This window comes from Acidithiobacillus sp. YTS05 (assembly GCF_024396695.1).
Taxonomy (GTDB): domain Bacteria; phylum Pseudomonadota; class Gammaproteobacteria; order Acidithiobacillales; family Acidithiobacillaceae; genus Igneacidithiobacillus; species Igneacidithiobacillus copahuensis.
The window spans coordinates 1-23,131 of record NZ_CP094359.1; the positions used below are offsets into that span (position 1 = coordinate 1).

At 57.9% G+C, this 23,131-nt stretch carries 15 protein-coding genes; 5 read left to right on the top strand and 10 right to left on the bottom strand.

Features of this window, described 5'->3' with window-relative positions; translation table 11 throughout:
* Positions 1-97 precede the first annotated feature (97 nt).
* The 5 genes from dnaA (at position 98) to MQE22_RS00025 (ending at position 9,767) form a co-directional block, all read left to right on the top strand.
* Positions 98-1,447: a chromosomal replication initiator protein DnaA gene (gene dnaA, locus MQE22_RS00005; protein ID WP_215872161.1), complete on the top strand. Its 1,350-nt coding sequence runs from the start codon at positions 98-100 to the stop codon at positions 1,445-1,447.
* Positions 1,448-1,688: 241 nt separating this feature from the next.
* Positions 1,689-2,786, top strand: coding sequence for a DNA polymerase III subunit beta (gene dnaN / locus MQE22_RS00010; protein WP_215872160.1), 1,098 nt, complete (start codon positions 1,689-1,691; stop codon positions 2,784-2,786).
* Positions 2,786-3,832, top strand: a complete 1,047-nt coding sequence (recF, locus tag MQE22_RS00015; RefSeq protein WP_215872159.1) for a DNA replication/repair protein RecF — start codon at positions 2,786-2,788, stop codon at positions 3,830-3,832. Before dnaN ends, recF begins: the two co-directional genes overlap by 1 nt.
* A complete protein-coding gene (gene gyrB, locus MQE22_RS00020; protein ID WP_215872158.1) occupies positions 3,829-6,228 on the top strand; it encodes a DNA topoisomerase (ATP-hydrolyzing) subunit B in 2,400 nt (799 codons plus the stop codon). Before recF ends, gyrB begins: the two co-directional genes overlap by 4 nt.
* Before the next feature lie 59 nt (positions 6,229-6,287).
* The gene (locus MQE22_RS00025) at positions 6,288-9,767 is read left to right on the top strand and encodes an FAD-dependent oxidoreductase (RefSeq protein ID WP_226827296.1); all 3,480 of its coding nucleotides are present in this window, start codon (positions 6,288-6,290) and stop codon (positions 9,765-9,767) included.
* 41 nt (positions 9,768-9,808) lie between these two features.
* Here the strand turns inward: MQE22_RS00025 and MQE22_RS00030 are convergent, their stop codons facing one another.
* The 10 genes from MQE22_RS00030 to MQE22_RS00075 all read right to left on the bottom strand — a co-directional run bounded on the left by MQE22_RS00030 (position 9,809) and on the right by MQE22_RS00075 (position 23,119).
* Positions 9,809-12,934, bottom strand: coding sequence for a type I restriction endonuclease subunit R (locus MQE22_RS00030; protein WP_215872156.1), 3,126 nt, complete (start codon positions 12,932-12,934; stop codon positions 9,809-9,811).
* A 79-nt stretch (positions 12,935-13,013) separates the two neighbouring features.
* Positions 13,014-13,619 (bottom strand): protein adenylyltransferase Fic, encoded by a 606-nt coding sequence (gene fic, locus MQE22_RS00035; protein WP_215872155.1) that lies wholly within the window; start codon positions 13,617-13,619, stop codon positions 13,014-13,016.
* Positions 13,616-14,800, bottom strand: a complete 1,185-nt coding sequence (locus tag MQE22_RS00040) for a restriction endonuclease subunit S (RefSeq protein ID WP_215872154.1) — start codon at positions 14,798-14,800, stop codon at positions 13,616-13,618. Before MQE22_RS00040 ends, fic begins: the two co-directional genes overlap by 4 nt.
* Positions 14,797-15,837 (bottom strand): PDDEXK nuclease domain-containing protein, encoded by a 1,041-nt coding sequence (locus MQE22_RS00045; RefSeq protein WP_215872153.1) that lies wholly within the window; start codon positions 15,835-15,837, stop codon positions 14,797-14,799. Before MQE22_RS00045 ends, MQE22_RS00040 begins: the two co-directional genes overlap by 4 nt.
* A complete protein-coding gene (locus tag MQE22_RS00050; RefSeq protein ID WP_215885370.1) occupies positions 15,834-17,405 on the bottom strand; it encodes a type I restriction-modification system subunit M in 1,572 nt (523 codons plus the stop codon). The genes MQE22_RS00045 and MQE22_RS00050 overlap by 4 nt, the downstream gene beginning before the upstream one ends.
* 132 nt (positions 17,406-17,537) lie before the next feature.
* Positions 17,538-18,890, bottom strand: a complete 1,353-nt coding sequence (locus MQE22_RS00055; RefSeq protein ID WP_215872151.1) for a sugar porter family MFS transporter — start codon at positions 18,888-18,890, stop codon at positions 17,538-17,540.
* 24 nt (positions 18,891-18,914) lie between these two features.
* Positions 18,915-20,030: an ABC transporter ATP-binding protein gene (locus MQE22_RS00060; protein ID WP_215872150.1), complete on the bottom strand. Its 1,116-nt coding sequence runs from the start codon at positions 20,028-20,030 to the stop codon at positions 18,915-18,917.
* 3 nt (positions 20,031-20,033) lie between these two features.
* A complete protein-coding gene (locus MQE22_RS00065) occupies positions 20,034-20,876 on the bottom strand; it encodes a carbohydrate ABC transporter permease (RefSeq protein ID WP_215872149.1) in 843 nt (280 codons plus the stop codon).
* The gene (locus MQE22_RS00070; protein ID WP_226827294.1) at positions 20,876-21,766 is read right to left on the bottom strand and encodes a carbohydrate ABC transporter permease; all 891 of its coding nucleotides are present in this window, start codon (positions 21,764-21,766) and stop codon (positions 20,876-20,878) included. Before MQE22_RS00070 ends, MQE22_RS00065 begins: the two co-directional genes overlap by 1 nt.
* Positions 21,767-21,838: 72 nt before the next feature.
* Positions 21,839-23,119 carry an ABC transporter substrate-binding protein gene (locus tag MQE22_RS00075; protein WP_215872148.1) on the bottom strand — a complete coding sequence of 427 codons (1,281 nt, stop codon included), beginning with the start codon at positions 23,117-23,119 and terminating at the stop codon, positions 21,839-21,841.
* Positions 23,120-23,131: the final 12 nt, after the last annotated feature.

The window sequence follows — 23,131 nt, forward strand, 5'->3', positions numbered from 1 at the left end:
AAGGGCCATGGCGTATACTCCGGAGCAAGCAGTGGTGGCTAGCGTAGCGTGCCGAACGCTGCAGGGAAACGTATTCCGTACCTGTGACAAGGACCCCATGAGTAACGAAACGGCAAGCCAGGATGGTGCAGCGCTATGGAGCGCCCTCAGCGTCCGCATGGAAATGTTGGTGTCCACCCAGCAGTACAATACTTGGCTGCGGCCTTTGCAGGCCGAATTGCACGCCGAAGAACTGTTGCTCCTGGCACCCAACAGCTTTGTCCGCGATCGCGTGCAGAATCATTACCGCGAACTGCTGGAAAAAGAGCTGAATGAAATCCTTCCGGGCTTGTGCTTGCGCGTTGCCCTGCAGCAGGCGCCTGCGCCCATCAGCGACGAAAGGCCAGCGAGCCAGCCGGAGCGTCGCGGACACGCTCATCATCTCAACGGTCATCATCTCAATAACGGTTTTACCTTTCAGGCCTATGTCGAGGGTAAGTCGAACCAGCTCGCGGTAGCGGCAGCGCGCCAGGTGGCTGAACATCCGGGAAAATCCTACAATCCGCTGTACATCTATGGTGGCGTCGGTCTGGGCAAAACCCACCTGATGCATGCCGTGGGTAACGAAATCCTGCGTGCGAATCCGCAAGCCAAGATCCTGTATATCAGCTCCGAGGGCTTCATCATGGACATGGTGCGCGCCCTCCAGCACAACAGCACCGCCGAATTCAAGCAGCGCTACCGTAAGCTCGATGCCCTCCTCATCGACGATATCCAATTCTTCGCCAACAAGGACCGTACCCAGGAAGAATTTTTCCATACCTTCAATGCCCTCTTCGACGGCGGCAGTCAGATCATCATCACCTGTGATCGTTATCCCAAAGAGGTCGAGGGCTTGGAAGAACGTCTGCAATCGCGCTTCGGTTGGGGCCTGACGGTGGCTATCGAACCCCACGATCTGGAAACGCGCATGGCCATCGTTTTATGTAAAGCGGAAGAAGCGGGGATCGAACTGCCCCAGGAAGTAGCTTTTTTCATTGCCGAGAAGATCCGCTCGCACGTGCGGGAGCTGGAAGGTGCGCTGCGGCGCGTCATCGCGCACGTCAATTTCACCCGCAAGCCCTACAGTGTCGAGACCGCGCGGGCGGCATTGCGCGATCTGATCGACGTGCAAAAGCGCATGATCAGCCTCGACAACATCCAGAAAGTGGTCGCCGAGTACTTTCACATTCGTGGCTCGGAGATGCAGTCGAAGCGGCGCAGCCGCAACATCGCCCGCCCACGGCAGATGGCCATGGCCCTGACCAAGGAACTCACCTCACACAGCCTGCCGGAGATTGGCGATGCCTTTGGTGGTCGCGACCACACCACGGTCCTGCATGCCTGTCGGCAGATCGAAAAACTGCGGCAGAGTGACCCTCAGGTTGCCGAGGACTACAACAATATCCTGCGGGTGCTGGGCGGATGAGGCGCCGGAACAAGCTGTGGGTAACCCCCGGAACAAGTCCGGTACTGGCTTGGGGATGGAATCCGCACGGAAAATCATCCCCAAAGATACCGGCTTTTCCACAGGCTGTCCGTCCCTCCTGTCCCCCTGCATGGGGCATACTGATCAATAGGGTAAGCCTGTTATCCACAGGCAAAATTCCCCTTAATAATCACTATAAGAAAAAGAAAGAAAATTTATTATTCTCTTGGGAGACAACCCGATGAAGCTTCGTGTGCAGAAAGATGAGATCCTGCCCCTCCTCGCGGCCATGGCCAACATTGCCAATCGCCGGCCGGTACAACCGATCCTGTCGCATCTGTTACTGCGCAGCACCGAAAGAGGGCTGCAGCTCGTTGCCAGCGACGGGGAAATCCAGCTTCGTGGAGAACTGGAACTCAGCGTGGAAGAAGGCGGACAAACCGCCATTCCCGCACGCAAGCTCTATGACATCTGTCGCACCCTGGCGGATGGCAGCGAGATTCTCTTGCACAAAAACGGGGAGCGTCTGACCCTACGGTCCGGCTCCGCCCGATTTACGCTACCGACCCTGCCTGCGCAGGATTTTCCCATCATGGAAGAGCGCGCTGCGCGCATCTCCGGTAACTGCGATGGCGAAGATTTCCAACGCGCTCTGGCTGCGGCTTCCACTGCCATGGCACACAACGACACCCGCTATTTCCTCAACGGCGTTTTTGTCGAGATTGGCGAGCAAAAGATGCGCCTCGTCGCCACCGACGGACATCGCCTGGCGCGGGTGGAAATTGCCTTCGCTCATAGCTCCGATGCCGAGCCCTACCACGGCATCCTGCCCCGCAAAACGGTACTGGAACTGCTACGCATCGTGGGAAGTGGCGATATCGCCTGGAGCTTTGATGAACAAGGCTGCCGCATGCAACAGGGATCACAGGAATTTGCCAGCCGACTGGTGGATGCCAACTATCCAGATTATCGTCGGGTCATCCCTGTTGGCCAATTTACCCATTGCATCATCGACCGGCCAACGCTGAAAACTGCCCTGCAACAGATCGACGTTATCGCCAGCGACAAGAACCCAGTCTGCACACTGCACTTCCAAGCGGAAAACCTCGTGCTCCGCAGCCGCAATGAAGAGCAGGAAGAGGGGGAAATCAGTATACCGGCCGCGCTACATGGCGATGCCACAGAAATTGCCTTCAACACTCGCTACTTGCTGGATGCACAAAACATCTTTGCCAGCGACGAATTACTGATCCAGGTTCGGGACAGTGCCAGCAGCGCACTGATCCGCACCCAAGAAAGCGATAATCCCCTGTATATCGTTATGCCCATTCGTCTGTAATGCCCATCGTGGAGCTGCAGATCGAAAATTTGCGCAGCATCTCCCAGCTGACGCTACGGCCACAACCGGGTTGGAACTGGCTGCTCGGCGCCAATGGCGTGGGCAAAAGCACCGTATTGGAAGCCCTGCACCTGCTGGCCACAGGACAAAGCTGGCGGCGTGGACAGCGGCAGTTGATTCGCGATGGAGCAGAGCATTATCGGCTGGGTGCTCGCCTGAGTGACAGCATTGCAGAATTTGTCGGGATGCGGCGGCAGGGGGAAGAACGGGAAATCGCCCGGGACGGTGAACGCATCCACAGTGCCTGGGAATTGCTCGACACTCTGCCGCTGCAAGCATGGCACGAAGGCAATGCGCACTTTGTTTCCGGTACGGCCGAAGAGCGTCGCCGCATCCTCGACTGGGGTCTGTACTATGCCGATCGCCGTTACGGTGTAAGCCTGCGCGAATATCGCCAGGCTTTGCGCCAGCGCAATGCAGCCTTGCGCCAGGGGCTTCCACCGGAGGCCTGGAATGCCGCCGTGATCCGCCTCGGCGAGCGCATTCAGGATCAACGCAGCATCCACGTTGAGGCCTTGCAGCTCCATTTTCAGCGCATCTGGTCCACCAGCCCGCAGGCCGATCAGGAAGTGGATTTTGTTCTCCATCCGGGATGGAATGGCGATCTTGCAGAGGCCCTGGAACGCGATCGCAGTATCGATCAGCAGTTCGCCTATACCCATAGCGGTGCGCACCGCGCCCGCCTGCAGTTTCGCGTCCAGGGGCGGGCAGCCGCAGAGCAGTTGTCGCGCGGCCAGTTGCGCCTGCTGGGGATTGCCTTCCGGCTGGCGCAGATTGCCGTGCAACGCGATGCCGGGGCAGCCTTGCCGGTGATTCTCATCGACGATTTTGCTGCGGAACTCGACTCGCGAGCGCGTCGATGGTGGATGCAGGAGCTCCAGGCACTACAGACGCAGATTTTCGCCGCCGGCACCGAGCCACCCGCCGAGCCCGGCGATACCCTTTTTTATCTGCACGCAGGTCAATTGATCGAGGAAATGCAATGACGAAAAACTACGATTCTTCCAGCATTCAGGTTTTGCGCGGGCTGGAAGCGGTGCGCAAGCGTCCGGGCATGTACATTGGCGACACCGACGATGGCAGTGGCCTGCATCACATGGTATTTGAAGTGGTCGACAATGCCATCGATGAATCCCTGGCGGGCTATTGTGACCAGATCGTCGTCAGCATCCATGAGGATGAGTCGCTGAGTGTGACCGATAATGGCCGCGGCATCCCGGTAGACATCCACGCCGAGGAAGGACGCTCGGCCGCAGAAGTGATCATGACTGTGCTCCATGCCGGCGGCAAATTTGACGACAACGCCTACAAGGTCTCCGGTGGTTTGCATGGCGTTGGTGTTTCGGTAGTGAATGCCCTGTCGAGTTGGCTGCGCTTGCGCATTCAGCGCGATGGCCATGTCTGGACCCAGGAATACCGCGATGGCGAGCCACTGGCACCGCTGGCCCAGGGGGAGGCGTCGCGCAAGCATGGTACCGAGATCCGCTTCCTGCCTTCTCCGGAAATTTTTGCGCAAACCCGCTTTCATTTCGAAATCCTCGCCAAACGCTTGCGCGAACTGGCCTTTCTGAACTCCGGTGTGCGCATTCGTCTGGTCGACGAGCGCGGTGAAGGGCGCGAAGAAAATTTTCATTATGAAGGCGGCATCCGTGCTTTTGTCGAACATCTCAATCGCAACCGCAGCGCCATCCATCCCTCCATTATCACCCTGACCGGAGAGCGCGATGGCGTCACCGTCGAAGCGGCGCTGCAATGGAGCGACAGCTACAGCGAGACGGTGCTCTGCTTTACCAACAACATCCCACAGGCCGATGGCGGTACCCATCTGGCCGGCCTGCGCGGAGCCCTGACCCGCACCCTGAACCAGTACATGGAGCGCGAAGGACTGCTGGCCAAGGCGAAGATTGCCGCCAGTGGTGACGACGCCCGCGAGGGTCTGACGGCGGTGCTCTCGGTCAAGGTTCCAGACCCCAAATTCTCCTCGCAGACCAAAGACAAACTGGTATCCAGTGAGGTCAAGCCGATTGTCGAATCGTCGATGACCGAGGCCCTGACCATCTTCCTCGATGAACATCCCAAGGAAGCGCAGGCGATTGCTGCCAAGATCATCGAGGCGGCGCGGGCACGGGAGGCGGCGCGCAAGGCGCGGGAACTGACGCGGCGCAAGGGCGCCCTGGATGTCGCCAATCTGCCAGGGAAACTGGCCGACTGTCAGGAAAAAGACCCGGCCAAATGTGAAATCTATCTGGTCGAAGGGGATTCCGCCGGTGGCTCGGCCAAGCAAGGCCGCGATCGTCGCCATCAGGCCATCCTCCCCCTCAAGGGCAAGATCCTCAATGTCGAACGCGCGCGTTTCGATCGGATGTTGGGCTCGGACGAGATTGGCACCCTGATCACCGCCCTCGGCACCGGGATCGGCAAGGAAGACTTCGACGTGGCCAAACTGCGTTATCACCGCGTCATCATCATGACCGATGCCGATGTCGATGGCAGCCATATCCGCACCCTGCTGCTTACCTTCTTCTACCGGCAAATGGCGGAGCTGGTTGAACGGGGCCATGTCTATATTGCCCAGCCGCCGCTGTACAAGGTCAAGAAGGGGCGGGACGAGCGCTACATCAAGGACGACAACGAGCTGGCGGCGTATCTGCGGGAGCTGGCCATGCAGGGCGCGGCCTTCCATGCCGAGACGGGACGTAGCGTCACGGAAGAGACCCTCGCCGCCATGATGCGTCAGTATCAGACGATTGATGCCCTGGTGGCCCGCTTGGAGCGCCGCTATCCGCAAGCGCTGCTCTGGGCAATGGCCAGCGTGCCGGCACCGTTGGAGGACGCCAGCGACGCGCAGTGGGCGGCTTATGCCCAAGCCCTAGCGGCGGAGATGGAGGTAACTGCCCTGGCGGGGGAAAACTGGCAGATCGAATGGCTGGGCACCGCCGAGGAACCGCGCTTGCTGGTCAGCCGCCAGCTACATGGCAGCCGTGAACAACGTTATCTTGATAGCCAGTACTTTTTCAGCAGTGATTTCCGGCACTTGCGCAAATATGCCAGCGAGGTCGAAGCGGGACTGGGGCAGGGAGCGCGTATCGAGCGTGGGGAAAAAGGCAGCGACGTGCGGCGCTTTCGTGAGGCCATGCAATGGTTGCTGGCGGATGCCCGGCGTGGCGTCGAAATCCAGCGCTACAAAGGCTTGGGTGAGATGAACCCGGAACAGCTCTGGGAAACCACCATGAATGCCGAAAACCGGCGCCTGGTGCGTGTGGATGTGGAAGATGCCATCGCTGCCGACGAGGTCTTTTCCATGCTCATGGGGGATGCCGTGGAGCCACGCCGTCGCTTTATCGAAGAGAATGCCCGCTACGTCTCGCGACTCGACATCTAAGTACAGGGAAGGGCAAAATGGCCGGCTTCGGTCGGCGGGGAAAGCAGGGAGTACCTTTTTTGAAGCTGAGTGATTTCGCATTTTCAAACTATCTGCAGGCGGAAACGACGCAAGAGCTGGATACCGCCTTTCTCGATGCACTGCGGGAGCGGGACACCGATCTGGCGCAGCGCCTGCTCGATCATCGCGCCGGACGCGCTGCACAGGACGGCCAAGAACGCAGCGAGTTGTTGCTTGCGCTTGCGCCGCATCTGGAAAATTTCCTCGTCGAGTTTTTTGCCATTGCCGATGCCAACCAGGCCCTGCAAGCCAAGATCCGTGATCAGGACGTGGTCATGGACTTCAAAAAGCAGTTTGTCCTGCGCCGCGGCCGACGCTTTCGCGGCGAATTCGCCGAGAGTTTCAGCGACCTGCAAAGCTGGTTGGATCAGCAGATGCATGCCAGCGGTCTGCCCGCCGACGATCGCGAGTGGTCGATTGCCCGCTTGGGGATGGGCTGGTTGGCCGATGAGGCCGCGCACGCCGAGGCTATTCAGCGGCTAACCCAGTGGTGTGCCCTGGCCCTGAGTGATCCGTCGGCCAAGCTTGCCGTAGAGGGATGGTCGAGTTTTCGCCTACCCGAACGGATGGATCATGAGAACCTGGTGCCGCTGGTACATGCCGAGCGCGCCGATCATCCCCTGGCGGCCGACCCGCAAAATTGGCGACGTCGAGATGCCTTCCATCTCACTGACCAGCGCATGGACCTGCGCAGCGTGCAAAGCGAGGTGCATTACTGCCTCTATTGTCACGACCACGACGGCGATTTCTGCTCGCGCGGCTTCCCGGAGAAAAAGGGCGTACCCGAGTTGGGCTTCAAGGTCGATCCCCTCGGCGTGACCCTGACTGGCTGCCCCTTGGAAGAAAAGATCTCCGAGATGCAGATTCTGCGGCGGGATGGCTTCAGCATTGCCGCCCTGGCGATGATCATGGTCGACAACCCCATGGTGCCGGCGACGGGCCACCGCATCTGCAATGATTGTATGAAGGGCTGCGTCTATCAGAAACAAGACCCGGTCAACATTCCCCAGGTGGAAACGCGCATCCTTACTGACGTGCTGGAACTGCCCTTGGGCGTGGAGATCTATGACCTGCTGACGCGCTGGAATCCGCTGCGCCAGGAACAATTCGTTGCCACCAACGACAACGGCCGCAAAGTCCTGGTAGCTGGCATGGGGCCGGCAGGCTTCACCATGGCCCACCACCTCCTGCAGGCGGGCTGTACTGTGGTCGGGGTCGATGGGCTCAAGATCGAACCCTTACCCGATGGCCTGCAAACGGCGCCAGTGCGCGATTGGTCGGCCCTGCAGGAAGACCTTGATGAGCGCATCCTGCTCGGTTTTGGCGGCGTTGCCGAATACGGCATCACCGTGCGCTGGGACAAGAACTTTCTCAAGCTGATCTATCTCAGCCTGCTGCGGCGGCCGGGGTTCCAGATCTTTGGCGGCGTGCGCCTCGGCGGCACTCTGCGTTTGGAAGATGCCTGGGAACTGGGCTTTGATCATGTCTGTCTGGCCACCGGCGCTGGCCTGCCCCGGGTGCTATCCTTGCCCGGCAGTCTGGCGCGCGGCATGCGCCAGGCCAGTGATTTCCTCATGGCCCTGCAGCTCACCGGTGCCGGCAAGAAAAGCAGCCTGGCCAATCTGCAGGTGCGGCTGCCCGCCGTGGTCATCGGAGGTGGTCTGACGGCGGTGGATACCGCCACCGAGGTGCAGGCCTACTATATTCGCCAGGTCGAAAAAGTCCTGGCGCGCTATGAGGCGCTTTTGCCCGAGATGGGCGAGGAAAAGCTGCGGGCAGGATTGTCCGAAGAGGACGCCGGCATCCTCGATGAATTTCTTGCCCACGGTCGGGCAGTACGCGCAGAACGCGAGCGGGCGGCGGCGAAGGGCGAGGAACCCAATTTCATTCCCCTGCTGCATGCCTGGGGTGGCGTCACCCTGGCCTATCGCAAGGGTATGCGCCAGTCCCCTGCCTATACCCGCAACCACGAAGAGCTGATCAAGGCCATGGAAGAGGGGCTTTTCTACCAGGAAGGCGCAGATCCACTACGGGCCGATCTCGATGGCTTTGGGCATGTCGAGGCCATGGTTTTCCGCAAGCTGCGCGAAGAGGATGGCCGCTGGGTCGCGACGGGCGAGGAACTCTGCCTGCCCGCCCGCAGTGTTTTCGTGGCCGCCGGAACGGTGCCGAATACCATCTATGAGCGGGAATATCCGGGTACCCTGCAGCTCGATGGCGATCATTTCCAGCCGCATCTGGCGCACCCGGACCGCAGTGTGCAGGAGGTGCAGGTAGCGGAGCACTGTAAATCGCCCGAGCCCGGTCCTTTCACTTCCTACCAGGATGGCGTCGGTCATCGGGTCAGCTTCATTGGCGATACCCATCCGGTCTATCACGGCAGCGTGGTCAAGGCCATCGCCTCTGCCAAGCGGAGCTATCCCGATGTGCTGGCGGCGATGGAAATTCTCCCCCCGGCGCCACGGAAGGATCTCTCTGCGTTCCAGGAGCGCCTGAAGTCTCGGCTCAGCGCCCGGATTCGTCGTATCGACCGCAGCAACCCGGCGGTCTGCGAGCTTTGGGTCGAGGCCCCGGCAGCGGCCAGTAATTTTCAGCCGGGGCAGTTCTTCCGCCTGCAGAGCTTCGAGACCGGCAGCCCCGTGGTCGAAGATACCCGCTTGCAGATCCCGGTACTGACGGTCAGCGGCGCCGGAGTGGAAGGCGACTTGATCCGGCTGATGGTGCTGCAATGGGGTACGGCGCCGCGCATTGCCGGACGCCTGCAGGAAGGCGATCCCGTCCTACTCATGGGTCCGACGGGGGCACCCACGGACATTCCCCAAGGCAAGACCATCGCCGTGGTCGCCGGGCGCTGGGGGGCAGCAGTGATGCTCGATATCGGCCCCGCCCTGCGCGCCGCCGGTAATCGTGTGCTCTATGTGGCAGCCTTCGCGCAGGCCAGCGAGCTCGACCACCAAGACGAACTGGAGGCCGCCGCCGACCAGATTCTCTGGTGTACGGCTCGGGGTCCGAAGATTACCGCGCGGCGATCGCAAGACCTCAGTGTCGAGGCGGCGGACATGGTACAGTTGCTCCGTGAGTACGCCGCCGGACAATTGCCCGGACAGGCCGGGGATGGGATCCCCCTGCAGCAGGTCGATCGTCTGATGGTGATGGGCTCCACCGGCCTGCTCAAGGGCTTCCAGAGCGCTCTGCGCGGCGATCTCGGGTCGTTGTTCCCGGCCCATCTGGAAGCGGTTGCCACCGTGGGCAGCCCCATGCAGTGCATGCTCAAGGGTGTCTGTGCCCAGTGCCTGCAATGGCAGGTCGATCCGGAAACCGGCAAACGCACCCAGGCGGTGTTCACCTGTGCCGGTCAGGATCAACCTCTGGCCTGGGTCGATCTCGACAACCTCACCGCCCGGCAGGGGCAGAACCGTCTGCTCGAACGGCTTTCCAGCCACTGGCTGGACCATGTACTGGCGCGCGCCGACGCCTGAGGATCAATCCCGCACAAACGAGGCGCTGATCTCGTCCAGGGTCAGGCCTCGGGTTTCCGGGGCAAATCGCAAAGCTGCCCGCCGACGCCTTTGAACTTCTCTACAAACGCCGCGATTTTCTGAAAAACGCTCTGCTTTTTGGACAGGTATTGTGGATTCAGCGGGCTCATCTTGGGCAGTACGGCATTGAGCTCCGTGCCACTGTCACTGGCAAATTCCCGTTTGAGCGAGCTGGTGATATAGCGCCTGGCGGCCTCGACATTCAGATTTTCGGCGCTGATCAGTTCTTCCGCCTCGCGCTGTTGTTCCGCTTGGGCAAAGGTGAAGAAGGCATCGATGACGCTCGCCTTATCGCCAATCTGATCGAGATCGGTCTGATTGATAAAATCGACCAGCAGGCTCTCCTTGGCGCGGTTGCCCAGGCTGGCGCGAATGACCCGACGCACTTCATCCACCAATTCCGATTTGCTCTTGACCTTCTTGTGGTGCTCAAAAATCAACTCCAGAATGTAGTCTAGGTTGATCTCCTGGGATTTGAGCAATTCCACTTCAAAGACCACATCATCCCAGTCGATGCTGGATTTTTCCTTCTCGGCGGAGGCCTTATCCCGCCGCAACCAATCGCGAATATCATTATAGCTCGAGCGGTAATCCTGGATTTTGCGTTCGGCAGGTATCTTGATCTCTTGCAACGCGGCCAGATCCTCATCATTCAGATAATGCTTGGCCTTGAACGCCGCCACCGCCGCCGGGTCGCTCATATCAATGCATTGCAAATCCTTCAGACTGGCGAACTCATCGAAGTTTTGCAGGATGTTTTCAACGCGCAAATATTCGCCAAAGAGCTTGGCGAAAGCCTTTTTGTCCGACTCTTTTTCAATGGCGGCAGGATCCGGGAAGCGCGTTTCCAGCTCCTTCACCACCGCCACAAAGCCGCGCCGCGCCTCGCCGGTGACCTCATCGGTGAAGCCTTCCATGTATTCGCTATAGCTCTTCTCCAGCACCACATTCTTGGTGTTCTTGTCACCGAACAGGGTAATGGCGGCTATGGTCGCCTGCTCCAGATCGCGGAAGGTAACGATATTGCCGAAGGTTTTGGTGGCATCAAAAATGCGGTTGGTGCGCGAATAAGCCTGCATCAAGCCGTGGTAACGCAGGTTTTTATCCACAAACAAGGTGTTCAGCGTGGGCGCGTCAAAGCCGGTGAGGAACATGCCGACCACAATCAGCAGGTCGATCTCCTTGGCTTTAACCCTTTTGGCCAGGTCGCGGTAATAGTTCTGGAAGCCATTGCTATCCACGCTGAAATTGGTTTTGAACAGTGCGTTATAGTCGGCAATGGCCGCGCTCAAAAACTCCTTGGCGCTGCTGTTCATGGCCGAGACATCAAAGCTCTCGTCGGCAATATCGCCCACCGCATCCTGCGCTTCATTGGCGGCAAAGGAAAAGATGGTCGCCACCTTCAGCGGCTTGTCGCTATCCTTCTGCAAGGTCTTGAACGACTCGTAATACAGCTTGGCCGCGTCCACGCTGCTGACCGCGAACATGGCATTGAAGCCTTTGTTACCGGGATGCAGGCGGTGGGTTTTCTGGCGGAAGTTGTTCAGGATGTACTGAGTGATCTCGCAGATGCGATCCGGGTGCAGCAAAGCCTGCCGGTTTTCTGCCGCGCTGAGTTTTTTCTCATCCTGCTCGGTTTCAATGGCCTTGAACTGCGGGCGCACATCGTTGTAGTCCACCTTGAACTTCAGCACCTTTTCGTCACGAATCGCATCGGTGATCACATACGCATGCAGCTCACGGCCAAACACGCTGGCAGTGGTTTCCGCGCCCAGCGCGTTCTCGGGGAAGATTGGCGTGCCGGTAAAACCAAACTGATAAAACTTCTTGAACTTCTGCTTCAGGTTTTTCTGCGCCTCGCCAAACTGGCTGCGGTGGCACTCATCAAAAATGAACACCACCTGCTTGCCAAAGATCGGCAGGTTGCCTTCGCTCTTCATCAGGTTATTGAGCTTCTGGATGGTGGTGACAACGATCTTGTTGTCGTCCTTGTCCAGATTACGCTTCAGTCCCGCCGTGCTGTCCGAGCCATTCACGCTGTCCGGTGAAAAGCGCTGGTATTCCTTCATGGTCTGGTAGTCCAGATCCTTGCGGTCCACCACAAAAAACACCTTATCGATGAAATCCAACTCGGTAGCCAGACGCGCCGCCTTGAAACTGGTCAGGGTTTTGCCGCTACCGGTGGTGTGCCAGATGAAACCACCACTCTCCGTATTGCTCCAGTTCTTGGCCTGATAGCTGCTCTTGATCTTCCACAAAATGCGCTCGGTGGCAGCAATCTGGTAGGGGCGCATCACCAGCAAGGTATCGCTCACATCGAACACCGAATAATGCAGTAACACATTGAGCAGGGTTCCTTTCTGCAAGAAAGTGGCGGTAAAGTCCTTCAAATCCTTGATCAGACTGTTATCCGCCCTCGCCCAGTTCATGGTGAAGTCGAAGCTGTGCTTGTTGCGCTGCGTGGTATTGGCAAAGTAGCGGCTGTCGGTGCCGTTAGAGATCACGAACAACTGCAAGTATTTGAACAGCGAATGCTCGCTGTTAAAGCTCTCCTTGCTGTAGCGGTGCACCTGATTGAAGGCTTCCCGAATCGCCACGCCGCGCTTTTTCAGCTCGACCTGCACCAGCGGCAGGCCATTGACCAGAATCGTCACGTCATAGCGGTTGACGTGGCTGCCGGTCTGCTCGAATTGCTTAATCACCTGCACCTTGTTGCGGGCGATGTTCTTCTTATCCAGCAGGTAGATGTTCTGGATGCGCCCATCGTCAAACACAAAATCGTGAATGTAATCGTCGTGAATCTTGCGGGTTTTCTCGACAATGCCATCGCTCGGCTTGTCCAGCCAGGTTTCCACAAAACGCCGCCACTCGCCATCAAGGAAATGCACATTATTGAGCGTTTGCAGTTGCTCGCGCACATTGGCCAGCAAGGCTTCGGGGGTACTTAGGCTGGGCAGGTATTCATAGCCCTGATTCTGCAAGTCCACGATCAACTCGCGTTCCAAGTCGTATTCACTCTGGTAACTTTCGGCCACCTTCCAGTCGCGGCTGTATTTATCCAGAACAATGAAGTGATTGGATTCAGCGATAGTTTTGTAGTCGGTCATCGGTATTGTTCCTGGCTATAACAAAAGTCATATTTTCCCGCAGCCTGTGGGACAAAAGATTGTGGGCTGAGCCTGTGCGCTACAGCCCAGCGGTTTTGAATTCGCTATAACCCTCGTAGTAATAGCTCACATCGATGCCTTTCATGAACAGGGCGCGATCGTCCACCTGGTCCGTGAGCGCCTGTTTGAGTAGCGTCTTGATTTCCAGGTCTTTCACCACGCTGCGCTGCATCGCGGAGAGGTATTCGGTCTTGTCCACCAAATTCCAATCCACCACCTGCCGAATCGCTTTTTTAAGCATCAGATCCAGCCAGATGCGAGTGGCCCGACCGTTACCCTCCCGGAACGGGTGGGCGACATTCATCTCCACATATTTTTCGATGATTTCATCGAAGGTGCCTTGTGGCATGGCATCGATCCGCTGCAGGGCGGCATCGAGATAAAGCACGGATGCAAAGCGAAAATTTCCTTTGGCGATATTCACATCACGAATCTGACCAGCAAAGTGATATATGTCACTGAATAAATAGGTATGGATAAACGACAGGCCGGGGAAGGTGCCGACCGCCACTTTTTCGATGTCGCCCGAGTCAAACAGTTGTTTGGCCTTTTTTTTGCTGAGTTTTTCTTCGGCTCTGGCGAGCTCAACCTGATGATTAATGTTGAGTTTGTTTTCCAGAATCATGCCATGCCTCCTTGGTGGTCAGTCTGCTGCGGAAAGCTCAACAGCCGGTCGCGGTAGTGCTCGTATTGCTGGCGGCGTGCCTTGATTTCGGCAGGCAGGCCGGAGGAGAGGTCGTTCACCAGCGCGTCGAACTTGTCGAGGATGGCGACGATGCGGGCTTGTTCTTCGAGTGGCGGGACAGGGATCTTGATTTTCGAGAAACCGTCAATCAGCAGAGTGTTGACCTTGGTGCGAGCCACATACCTTGCTTTTTCGGCAATAAACGAAGTTGTCTGCATATAGTAGGAAATGAATTTCGGGTTCATCGTGTGGCGGAAGGCATAGCAGTGGTCGTGGATGGCGACTTCCTTATCGCCCAGCCATGCAACGGCTTTACCGACATCCTCGACGGTTTCGCCCACGTCGGTAATCACTATGTCGCCGGGCTTGGCGTAGCGCAAGGTGTTGGCCATATCGGGTCGGACTTGTGAGATGACGTGATCCGTCCACACGCCATACTGCGTGTATATCTCGCCATAGTGGATCACGCTGATTCCGTCATCCACGTAGTCGGCCTTAGTGAACCGCTTGCCGCGGATGAACTCACCGATCTCCCCAAGCGGCTTCCACTCCACCTCCCCCTCTTCAAAACTCAACAACTGATCGCGGTAGTAGTGGTATTGTTTTTTACGGGCGGTCAGCTCGGCGGTCAGCTCGGCGGTCAGCTCGGTGAAAGTATCCAGCACTTTCACGATTTCGCGCTGGATTCCGAGGGGTGGGATGGGAATGCGGAAGTCGGTGATCATCGGTTTGCGAATCGAAGTAACTGTGGCGCTGACCGCCTTCAACAGAATAAAAGCCTTGAAATGAACCGCGAAATAGTAGTAGGCAAACTTCGTGTCGAGTTGGTTGTAGTTAAAACTGATTCGGTAGGCACGCTGATGCAAGGCGTATCTGCCAGATACGTAGTGGAAAATTTCGCCAATTCCACCTTCGCCTGGAATCAGGACTGCTTCTTCATCGAACTCATATTTGGCGATGCGAAGAACTTCTCTAGAGCGCACGTAAAACGGGAATTCTCCGTCGTCAGTCGCATCTTTGCGGTCACTGCTGCCAGTGCCGACACTAGCAATGTCTCCTACGGCCTTGAACTCCACCCCATCCGGGCACAACTCCTCGATCAATTCATCAATCCGACTCATGCCTCACCTCCCTGCAATTCCCGCTCGATCTGCTCAATGCTGGGCAGGCTGGTTTTGAGGGGGTCGGGCAGCGATTGGATCAGTTTGTATTCGGCAATACCCATCGGTTGGCTTTTGTCGCCCAGGGCGTATTCGGCCACCACCTTGTTTTTGCTCTTGCACAGCAACAGGCCGATGGTGGGGTTGTCCAGTTCGTGCTTCACCTGCTTGTCCACAGCGGTCATGTAAAACCCTAGTTGCCCCAGATGCTCGGGTTTGAACTTGCCTCCCTTGAGTTCGACCACCACATAGCAGCGCAATTTTAGGTGGTAAAACAGCAGGTCAATGAAAAATTCGTCACCCCCCACATCCAGCAACACCTGCCGACCGACGAAGGCAAAGCCCGCGCCCAACTCCAGCAGAAATTCGGTGATATGTTTGACCAAGGCACGCTCAACCTCGTGTTCTTGCGCTTCGTCGGTCAGGCTCAGAAAGTCGAAACGGTAAGGGTCTTTGAGGGATTCGCGTGCCAGATCGGACTGGGGTTTGGGCAAATGGGCATCAAAGTTGGTGATGGCTGAACCGCTGCGTTCGTGCAGGCGGGTTTCGATTTGCATCACCAGCACATTGCGCGACCAGTTGTGCTCAATGGCCTTTGCGGCGTACCAACGGCGCGCTTCGGGGCTGGACAGCTTGTCCAGCAGCGCCAATTGGTGATACCACGGCAGTTGTGCAAGCACCGCTTGCACAAATTCGGCATCGGGCCAAGCCTCTGCGAAGGCACGCATGTATTTGAGATTGCGCGGCGAAAACCCTTTCATGTCGGGGAAGGCGGCGCGTAAATCGTGCGACAGCCGTTCAATTACTTTTGCGCCCCAACCTTGTTCCTGTTGCCGGAGCAAAATATCCTGACCCATTTGCCAGTACAGCAACACCAGTTCGCGATTAACGGCCAGCGCGGTCCGCTGCTGGGCGCTGTGGATTCTGGCTTTTAACTCACTGAGCCAGTCGGCGTAGCCTGCGGGCGCGGGCAACAGTGTGGGGGGCATGTCGCTCATCCGTTTACTTCCGCACCTTCAATCTCGGCGACGATGGCATCAATCTCCTTGCGCAGCTTATCGATTCGGGCAACGGTGGTTTTCAGCTCGGCATTGAGCTGGGCAATGTCCACCGCTTCGCGGGTGTCTTTGGCTTCGACATAGCTGCTGACGGACAGGTTGTAATCGTTGGCGGCCACCTGCTCGAAGGGTACGGATTGCGCGAAGTGCTCGATGTTCGCCTTGCTATCAAACACCGCCATGATCTGCTCGATATGCGTGTCCAGCAGCACATTGTTATTGGTTTCTTTCTTGAACAGGCCACTGGCGTCGATGAACTGGGTGCGGGTGTCGGCTTTGTGTTTGGACAGCACCAGAATATTCACCGCAATGGTGGTGCCAAAGAACAGGTTGGGCGCGAGCGAGATCACGGTTTCGACATAGTTGTTGTCGACCAGGTATTGGCGGATCTTCTGCTCGGCCCCGCCACGGTAAAAGATGCCGGGGAAGCAGACGATGGCGGCGCGCCCCTTGGCCGAGAGGTAGCTAAGCGCGTGCAGCACAAAGGCAAAGTCGGCTTTGGATTTGGGCGCCAGTACCCCCGCTGGGGCAAAGCGCTCGTCGTTGATGAGGGTGGGGTCGTCGCTGCCGATCCACTTCACCGAATAGGGCGGGTTGGAAACGATGGCATCAAAGGGCTTCTCATCGCTAAAGTGGGGGTCGATCAGGGTGTTGCCCAACTGGATGTTGAATTTGTCGTAGTTGATGTTGTGCAAGAACATATTCATCCGCGCCAGGTTGTAGGTGGTATGGTTGATTTCTTGCCCGTAAAAACCGTCTTCGATGATGTGCGCGTCAAAATGCTTTTTGGCTTGCAGCAGCAGCGAGCCCGAGCCGCAGGCGGGGTCGTAAATCTTGTTGACGCTGGTTTGGCCGTGCATGGCGAGCTGGGCAATCAGCTTGGAGACATGCTGTGGGGTGAAGAACTCGCCACCCGATTTACCCGCATTGGCCGCGTAGTTGGAAATGAGGAATTCATAGGCATCGCCAAAGAGGTCGATGTGACTGGCGTCAAAATCGCCCCCATGAAGATCACCAAAATCCAGCTCGGCCACACCTTTGAGCACAGCGGCGAGGCGGGTGTTCTTGTCTTTGACGGTATTGCCAAGGCGGTTGCTGGTGGTGTCGAAATCGGCAAACAGTCCTTTGATGTCTTGCTCAGACGGGTAGCCATTCGCGGAGGCTTCTATGGCTGCAAAGATGGCAGCCAGGTCGGTATTCAGACTCTCGTTGGTGTTGGCCTTGGCCGCGACCTTGGCGAAGAGCTGGCTGGGGTAGATGAAGTAGCCCTTGGTCTTGATGGCGTCGTCTTTGATGTCCGGTGTGATGACGCTGTCGGGCAGCTCGGCATAGTTGATGCTGTCATCATCGCCTTCGATGTAGGCCGCAAAGTTTTCACTGATGAAGCGGTAAAACAGGCTGCCGAGCACGTATTGCTTAAAGTCCCAGCCATCGACGGCGCCGCGCACATCGTTCGCGATTTGCCAGATGCGGCGTTGCAGTTCGGCGCGTTGCTGAATGCTGCTCATAGTCGATGTCCTGTTGAATCGTTCATTTGGTTCCCAATTGGATTTCCTTTGCGCTGAAAATCTACCAGAGACGCGCTCTACGGACCATGTTCCCGAAGGTCCAGGGTGGGATATGGGAACCTGCAGGAAGGGTTATTCCTGATGCGCTCTGGAGTCGTCCCGCGCAAACGAGGCGCTGATCTCTTCCAGGGTCAGGCCTCGGGTCTCCGGAACACGGCGCCAGGTGTACCAAGCGGCAACGAGGGAGGCTAGGGCATAGAGAAAAAAGGTCTGGCCCTCGCCCAACCAGTGCATCAGACTGAGAAATACGCCGGTGACCAGCATATTGCTGAGCCAGTTGACGATGGTCGCGAGCCCCATGGCCCGTCCGCGCAGGCCAGTCGGGAAGATCTCGCTGATCAGGAGCCAGAAAACCGGGCCGATGCCAATGGCAAAGAAGGCGACATAAGCTGCTACGGCGAAGGCCAGCAGATACAGGAAGGCTCCCTGCGCCTGTGCCAGCATACAACTGGCAAGGGTCAATAAACTCGCAAACATGCCAAGAAAGCTGGTTAACAGTAGCGGTCGTCGTCCAATCCGATCCAGCCAGCGCAGAGCCAGCAGGGTCGCGAAGAAGTTGATGGTGCCGATCCCTACCGTGGCAATGATCTCCCCGTCGGTCGAGGTAAAGCCAGCGGCATGAAAGATGATGGGTGCGAAGTAGAGCACCACGTTGATGCCGGTGATCTGCTGAAAGATGGCCAGCACCAGGGCGATCTGCAAGGGCCGTCGTTGCGCCAGGAGTGCCCGCCACGGCAGACTGCGCTGGCCTGGATTATTGGCGGCCAGTTCCTGCCATTGCGTTGCGGCAGGATCGAGACGCAGGCCTTGCAGGGCCTGTCTCGCTGCCTCGGAGCGACCCATTTGCAGCAGCCAGCGCGGACTTTCCGGCAGCAACAGAACGCCAAGCAGCAAAACGATCGCTGGTAGCGCTCCCAGAGCGAACATCCAACGCCACCCGGCGCTACTGTCGGCAAAAGCCAGACTGATCAGATAGGCGATGAGGATTCCCACGGTAATGAGCAGCTGATTGATGGTGACGATGGCGCCACGCTGTTTGGCGGGGGTGATTTCCGCGAGATAGAGGGGGGTGACCGTTGAGCTGAGTCCGATCCCCAGGCCCAGACAGGCGCGCCCCAGGAAGAGCAGCGGGATGCTGTTGGCGAGGGCCGCCAGCAGAGACCCCACGGCAAAGAGCAGGGCCGCGAGGGCGATGATCCGTCGTCGCCCAAAGCGATCGGCCAGGACTCCAGCCAGGGCGGCGCCAAGGGCTGCGGCGGCCAGGGCGATGGCGACAAACAGGCCGGCACTGCTGGCATCCAGGGAAAAGACATGGCGCAGAAAGAGCAAGGCGCCGGCCACGATGGCCGTGCCATAGCCAAAAAGCAGGCCACCAAGCCCAGCAATTCCGGCAATCAGGGCAAAAGAAGTAGCGCCACGTTGCATGGCTCTGCCCCGTTACGAGGATGGTTACGCCAGTCGGGAGCCATTTTCGGGATCGAAAAAGACCGCCCGCTCCATATGAAAACTCAGGGTACAGCGGGATCCGATCTGTAAGTGGGTACTCGGATGTACCCGTGCCACCAGGCTGTGGCCATCCAGGCGGGTAAATACCAGGGTATCGGGGCCGGTGGGCTCGAGCAGCTCCACGTCGAGCTCGATACTGTGCAAGGCTTCGCCCTCGCGCGCACTGCCGGGATCGGTGATCTGCTCGGGACGGATTCCCAGTGTAATGCGGCGTCCCAACTGACCGCGTAGGGCCCCCTGCATTTTTGGCGGTACGGGAAGAAGGTTTCCGTCGCCCTCGGCACCAGCCACTCGCAGGCACAGCCCCGATGCCTCTTCGCGCGGGACCACGGGCAGAAAGTTCATGGAAGGGGAGCCCATGAAACCCGCCACAAAGCGGTTGGCCGGATCGTTGTAGATACTCTCGGGACTGCCCAGTTGTTGGATGACACCCTCATTCATCACGGCGATGAGATCGCCCATGGTCATCGCCTCGATCTGGTCATGGGTGACGTAGACCATGCTGGTTTGCAGCTGCTGGTGCAGGCGCTTGATCTCGCTGCGCATTTCCACTCGCAATTTGGCATCGAGATTGGACAGTGGTTCGTCGAAGAGAAAGAGGGTGGGTCGGCGGGCGATGGCGCGGCCGATGGCGACCCGCTGCTGCTGACCCCCGGAAAGCTGGCGGGGTCGGCGGTCAAGCAGATGTTCGATTTGCAGCATGCGCGCGACATCCATGAGGATCTGCTCCCGCTCTGCCTTGGGCACCTTGCGATTTTCCAGGGCGAAAAGGATGTTGTTGCGCACAGTCATCGACGGATAGAGGGCGTAGGACTGAAAGACCATGGCAATGTCCCGATCCTTGGGACTGAGTCCGTTCAGTCGGCGATCGTTGAGCAGGATGTCTCCCCCACTTTCCTGTTCCAGACCGGCGATGATGTTGAGCAAGGTCGTCTTGCCGCAGCCGGAAGGACCAATCAGCACCAGAAACTGATTTTCTCCGGTCTCGATATTGATGCCATGCAGGACTTCATCCTTGCCATAGCTTTTGTGAATGTCCTGCAAAATGAGCTTACCCATACGTTATCCTTTTACCGCGCCGCCGGTCAGGCCGCGCACGAAATATTTTCCGGCCAATAAATAGACCACCAGAGTGGGTATGGCAGCAATCAGCGCTGCGGCCATATCGACATTCCACATATGCACGCTGGTGACGGTATCGACGAGGTCGTTGATGGCAACCGTAACCGGCTGTTGATCGCTGTTGGTAAAGACGACACCAAAGAGGAAGTTGTTCCAGATCATGGTGAACTGCCAGATTGCCGTCACCATGATGATGGGCGTGCTCAATGGCAACATGACGCGCCAGAAGATGCGGAAAAAGCCGGCTCCATCGACCCGCGCGGCACGCACCAGATCGTGCGGAATGCTGACATAATAATTGCGGAAAAAGAGGGTGGTAAATGCCAAACCATAGATGATATGGACCATGACCAAACCAGGGATCAGGGTACCGGCAATATGCAATTTTCCCTGTACCCAGGCCATCGGCAACAAGATGATCTGAAATGGAAATACGGTGCCGAGCAGTAGTAGATAGAAAATGATATTGGCGCCACGAAAACGCCAGTGGGTCAGGATGTACCCGTTGATGGCGCCGATTGCGGTAGAGATGATGACCGCCGGAATCACCAGCTCAAACGAGTTGATAAAGAACGGATGAATGCCCTGATTGCTGGCGCCGATGGTGGCCCCACTCCAGGCATGTCGCCAGGCGTAGAGGTCAAACTGCCGGGGCAGGGCCAGGATGCCCTGATTGTAGATTTCCGGCATGGTTTTGAAGGACGTCACCAGCATGATGTAGAGCGGTAATAGAAAAAACAACGCGGCAAGCGTCAGAAGCAAGTAGATCGGCAAACGGCGCATCAGACTTTCCTCCGTGCATCGAGGATCACAAAGGGAACTACCACCACCATCATGATGGCCAGCATGATCAAGGCGCTGGCTGCCCCCACCCCCATCTCGCCGCGCTCAAAGGAAAAAACATACATGAAGATCGTCGGAACGTTGGTGCTGTAGCCAGGACCGCCGCCGGTGAGCGCAATGATCAGACCGAAGGCCTTGATGGCCAGTCCCGCGCTGAGGATGAATGCCACAAAAAATGTTGGCGCCAGATTGGGGAGAATCACTCGTCGATAAATGCGCAGAGTCCCAGCACCGTCGATGCGTGCCGCCTTGACGATATCGGGACTGATGCCGCGCAGGCCGGCCAAAAAGATCGCCATCATGAAGCCGGAGGTCTGCCAGACGGCGGCAATGACCACGGTGTAGATGGCGAGGTCTGGATCATCGATCCAGGCGAACTGGAAATGGGTGAAGCCCAGGGAGCGAACGATCGCCTGGACGCCAAAATTGGGGTCGAGCAGCCAGCGCCAGGCGACCCCGGTCACCACGGCGGAGATGGCCATGGGGTAGAGAAAGACCACCTGAAATAGGCGTTCCCCACGGATCCGCTGGTCGAGAAGAATGGCGAGCAGCAGACCGATGGCCATGGATATGGCCACATACAGCCCGCCGAAAATTCCCAGGTTGCTCAGGGAACGCCACCAGCGGCTGCTGCCGAAGAGGTCGTTATAATTGGCAAGACCAATGAAGTGGTTGCTGGGCAGAATCGTGGATCGCGTCAAAGATAGCCACACGGTCCAGAGAATGAAGGCGTAGATGAAAAAAATGGCCGCCAGTACGGTAGGTGACAGCATCAGACCCGCTATGACTTGGTCCTTGCCACCGATACGCTGCATCACGGAATGTGCCATGAACCTCCCCTTTTTGTGATGGAACGGCATCCCGCCGCGGCTGGGCGGGATGCCTGCGCTCTACTGCATTTCCTAGTCCTGGCTCTTGGCTACCTCTACGCGCTTTGCCATTGCCGCGGCGGCCGCCTGGGGGCTCTCGTTGGAAGTATAGAACTGATCGAGAGAGTCGATGAAGGCGCCAGTTGGCGGACCATAGGTGGACATGTTCTGCGAGAAGCTCGGCACCAGATTATGCTCCTTGCTGGCGGTGAGGAACTGCGCGCGCGACTTCAACTGGCAGGGGTTATAGCCCTTCAGCGACACATTCATCAAATCGGGGATCGAGCCCTTATATTTGTTGAAGAGCAACTGGAACTTGGGGCTGGTCATGGTCTCCGCCAGTTTGATCGTCGCCTCGCGACCAGCGGCACTATGCTGGCGGAAAAAGATGAAGCTATCGACATTGTAGATGAAATCATTAGCAGTACCGGGGAAGGCGACACAGCCAACCTTGGGGCCACCCGGAGTCACCCCCAGAAACTCGAACTGACCATTGGCCCAATCGCCCATGATCTGGAACGCCGCCTGGCCATGGGCGACCAGACCCGTGTCGTAGTTCCAAGTACGTCCTGCCAGCGACTTCGGGGTATATTTCTCGATCTGGCGCAGACGCTCCAGGGCCTTGACCATGGTCGGGCTGTCGATGGCCTTGGCATCGAGCTTGACGAAGACGTCGCGGTACCACTCCGGACCCCCGGTTTCCAGGGCGATGGGATCAAATTCCGTGGCAATCATCCAGCCATTGCCCCCGCCGGCCATTGGTATCATGCCCTTGGCCTGTACCTTGGCGAGGTCGGCAATCAGCTCATCCCAGTCCTTGGGTGGCGTCTTGATGCCGGCCTTGGTAAGCACCGCGCGGTTGTACCAGAGCCAGTTCAGACGATGCAGATCCATCGGGGCCGCGACATAATTCCCCTTGTATTTCATGTAATTGTCGATTTCTGTCGGGATGTTCTGATCCCAGTCGCCCGCCTTGGCGGCGGCATCGACATTGGCCAGCAGCCCCGTATGTCCCCATTGCTGGATCTCTACCCCCTTGATTTGCGCCGCCCCGGGCGTCTCGCCTTCCATCAGACGGGTTTTCAGGATGGTACGCGCCTGCGCGCCACCACCACCGGCGATTGCATCGTTTTTGATGTTCACTCCCTGGGCCTTCATCATCTGCACCAGCACATTCATTGCCTTGGCTTCCGAGCCGGCAGTCCACCAGTTGATGACGCTCAAGGAAGTCTGGTCGGCCAGGGCGGGTTCCGCAGCCAGCATAGCCATACCCAAGATAGCGAGGGCAAGAGCCCGTTTTGCAGGTTGTTTCATGATCGTGTTCTC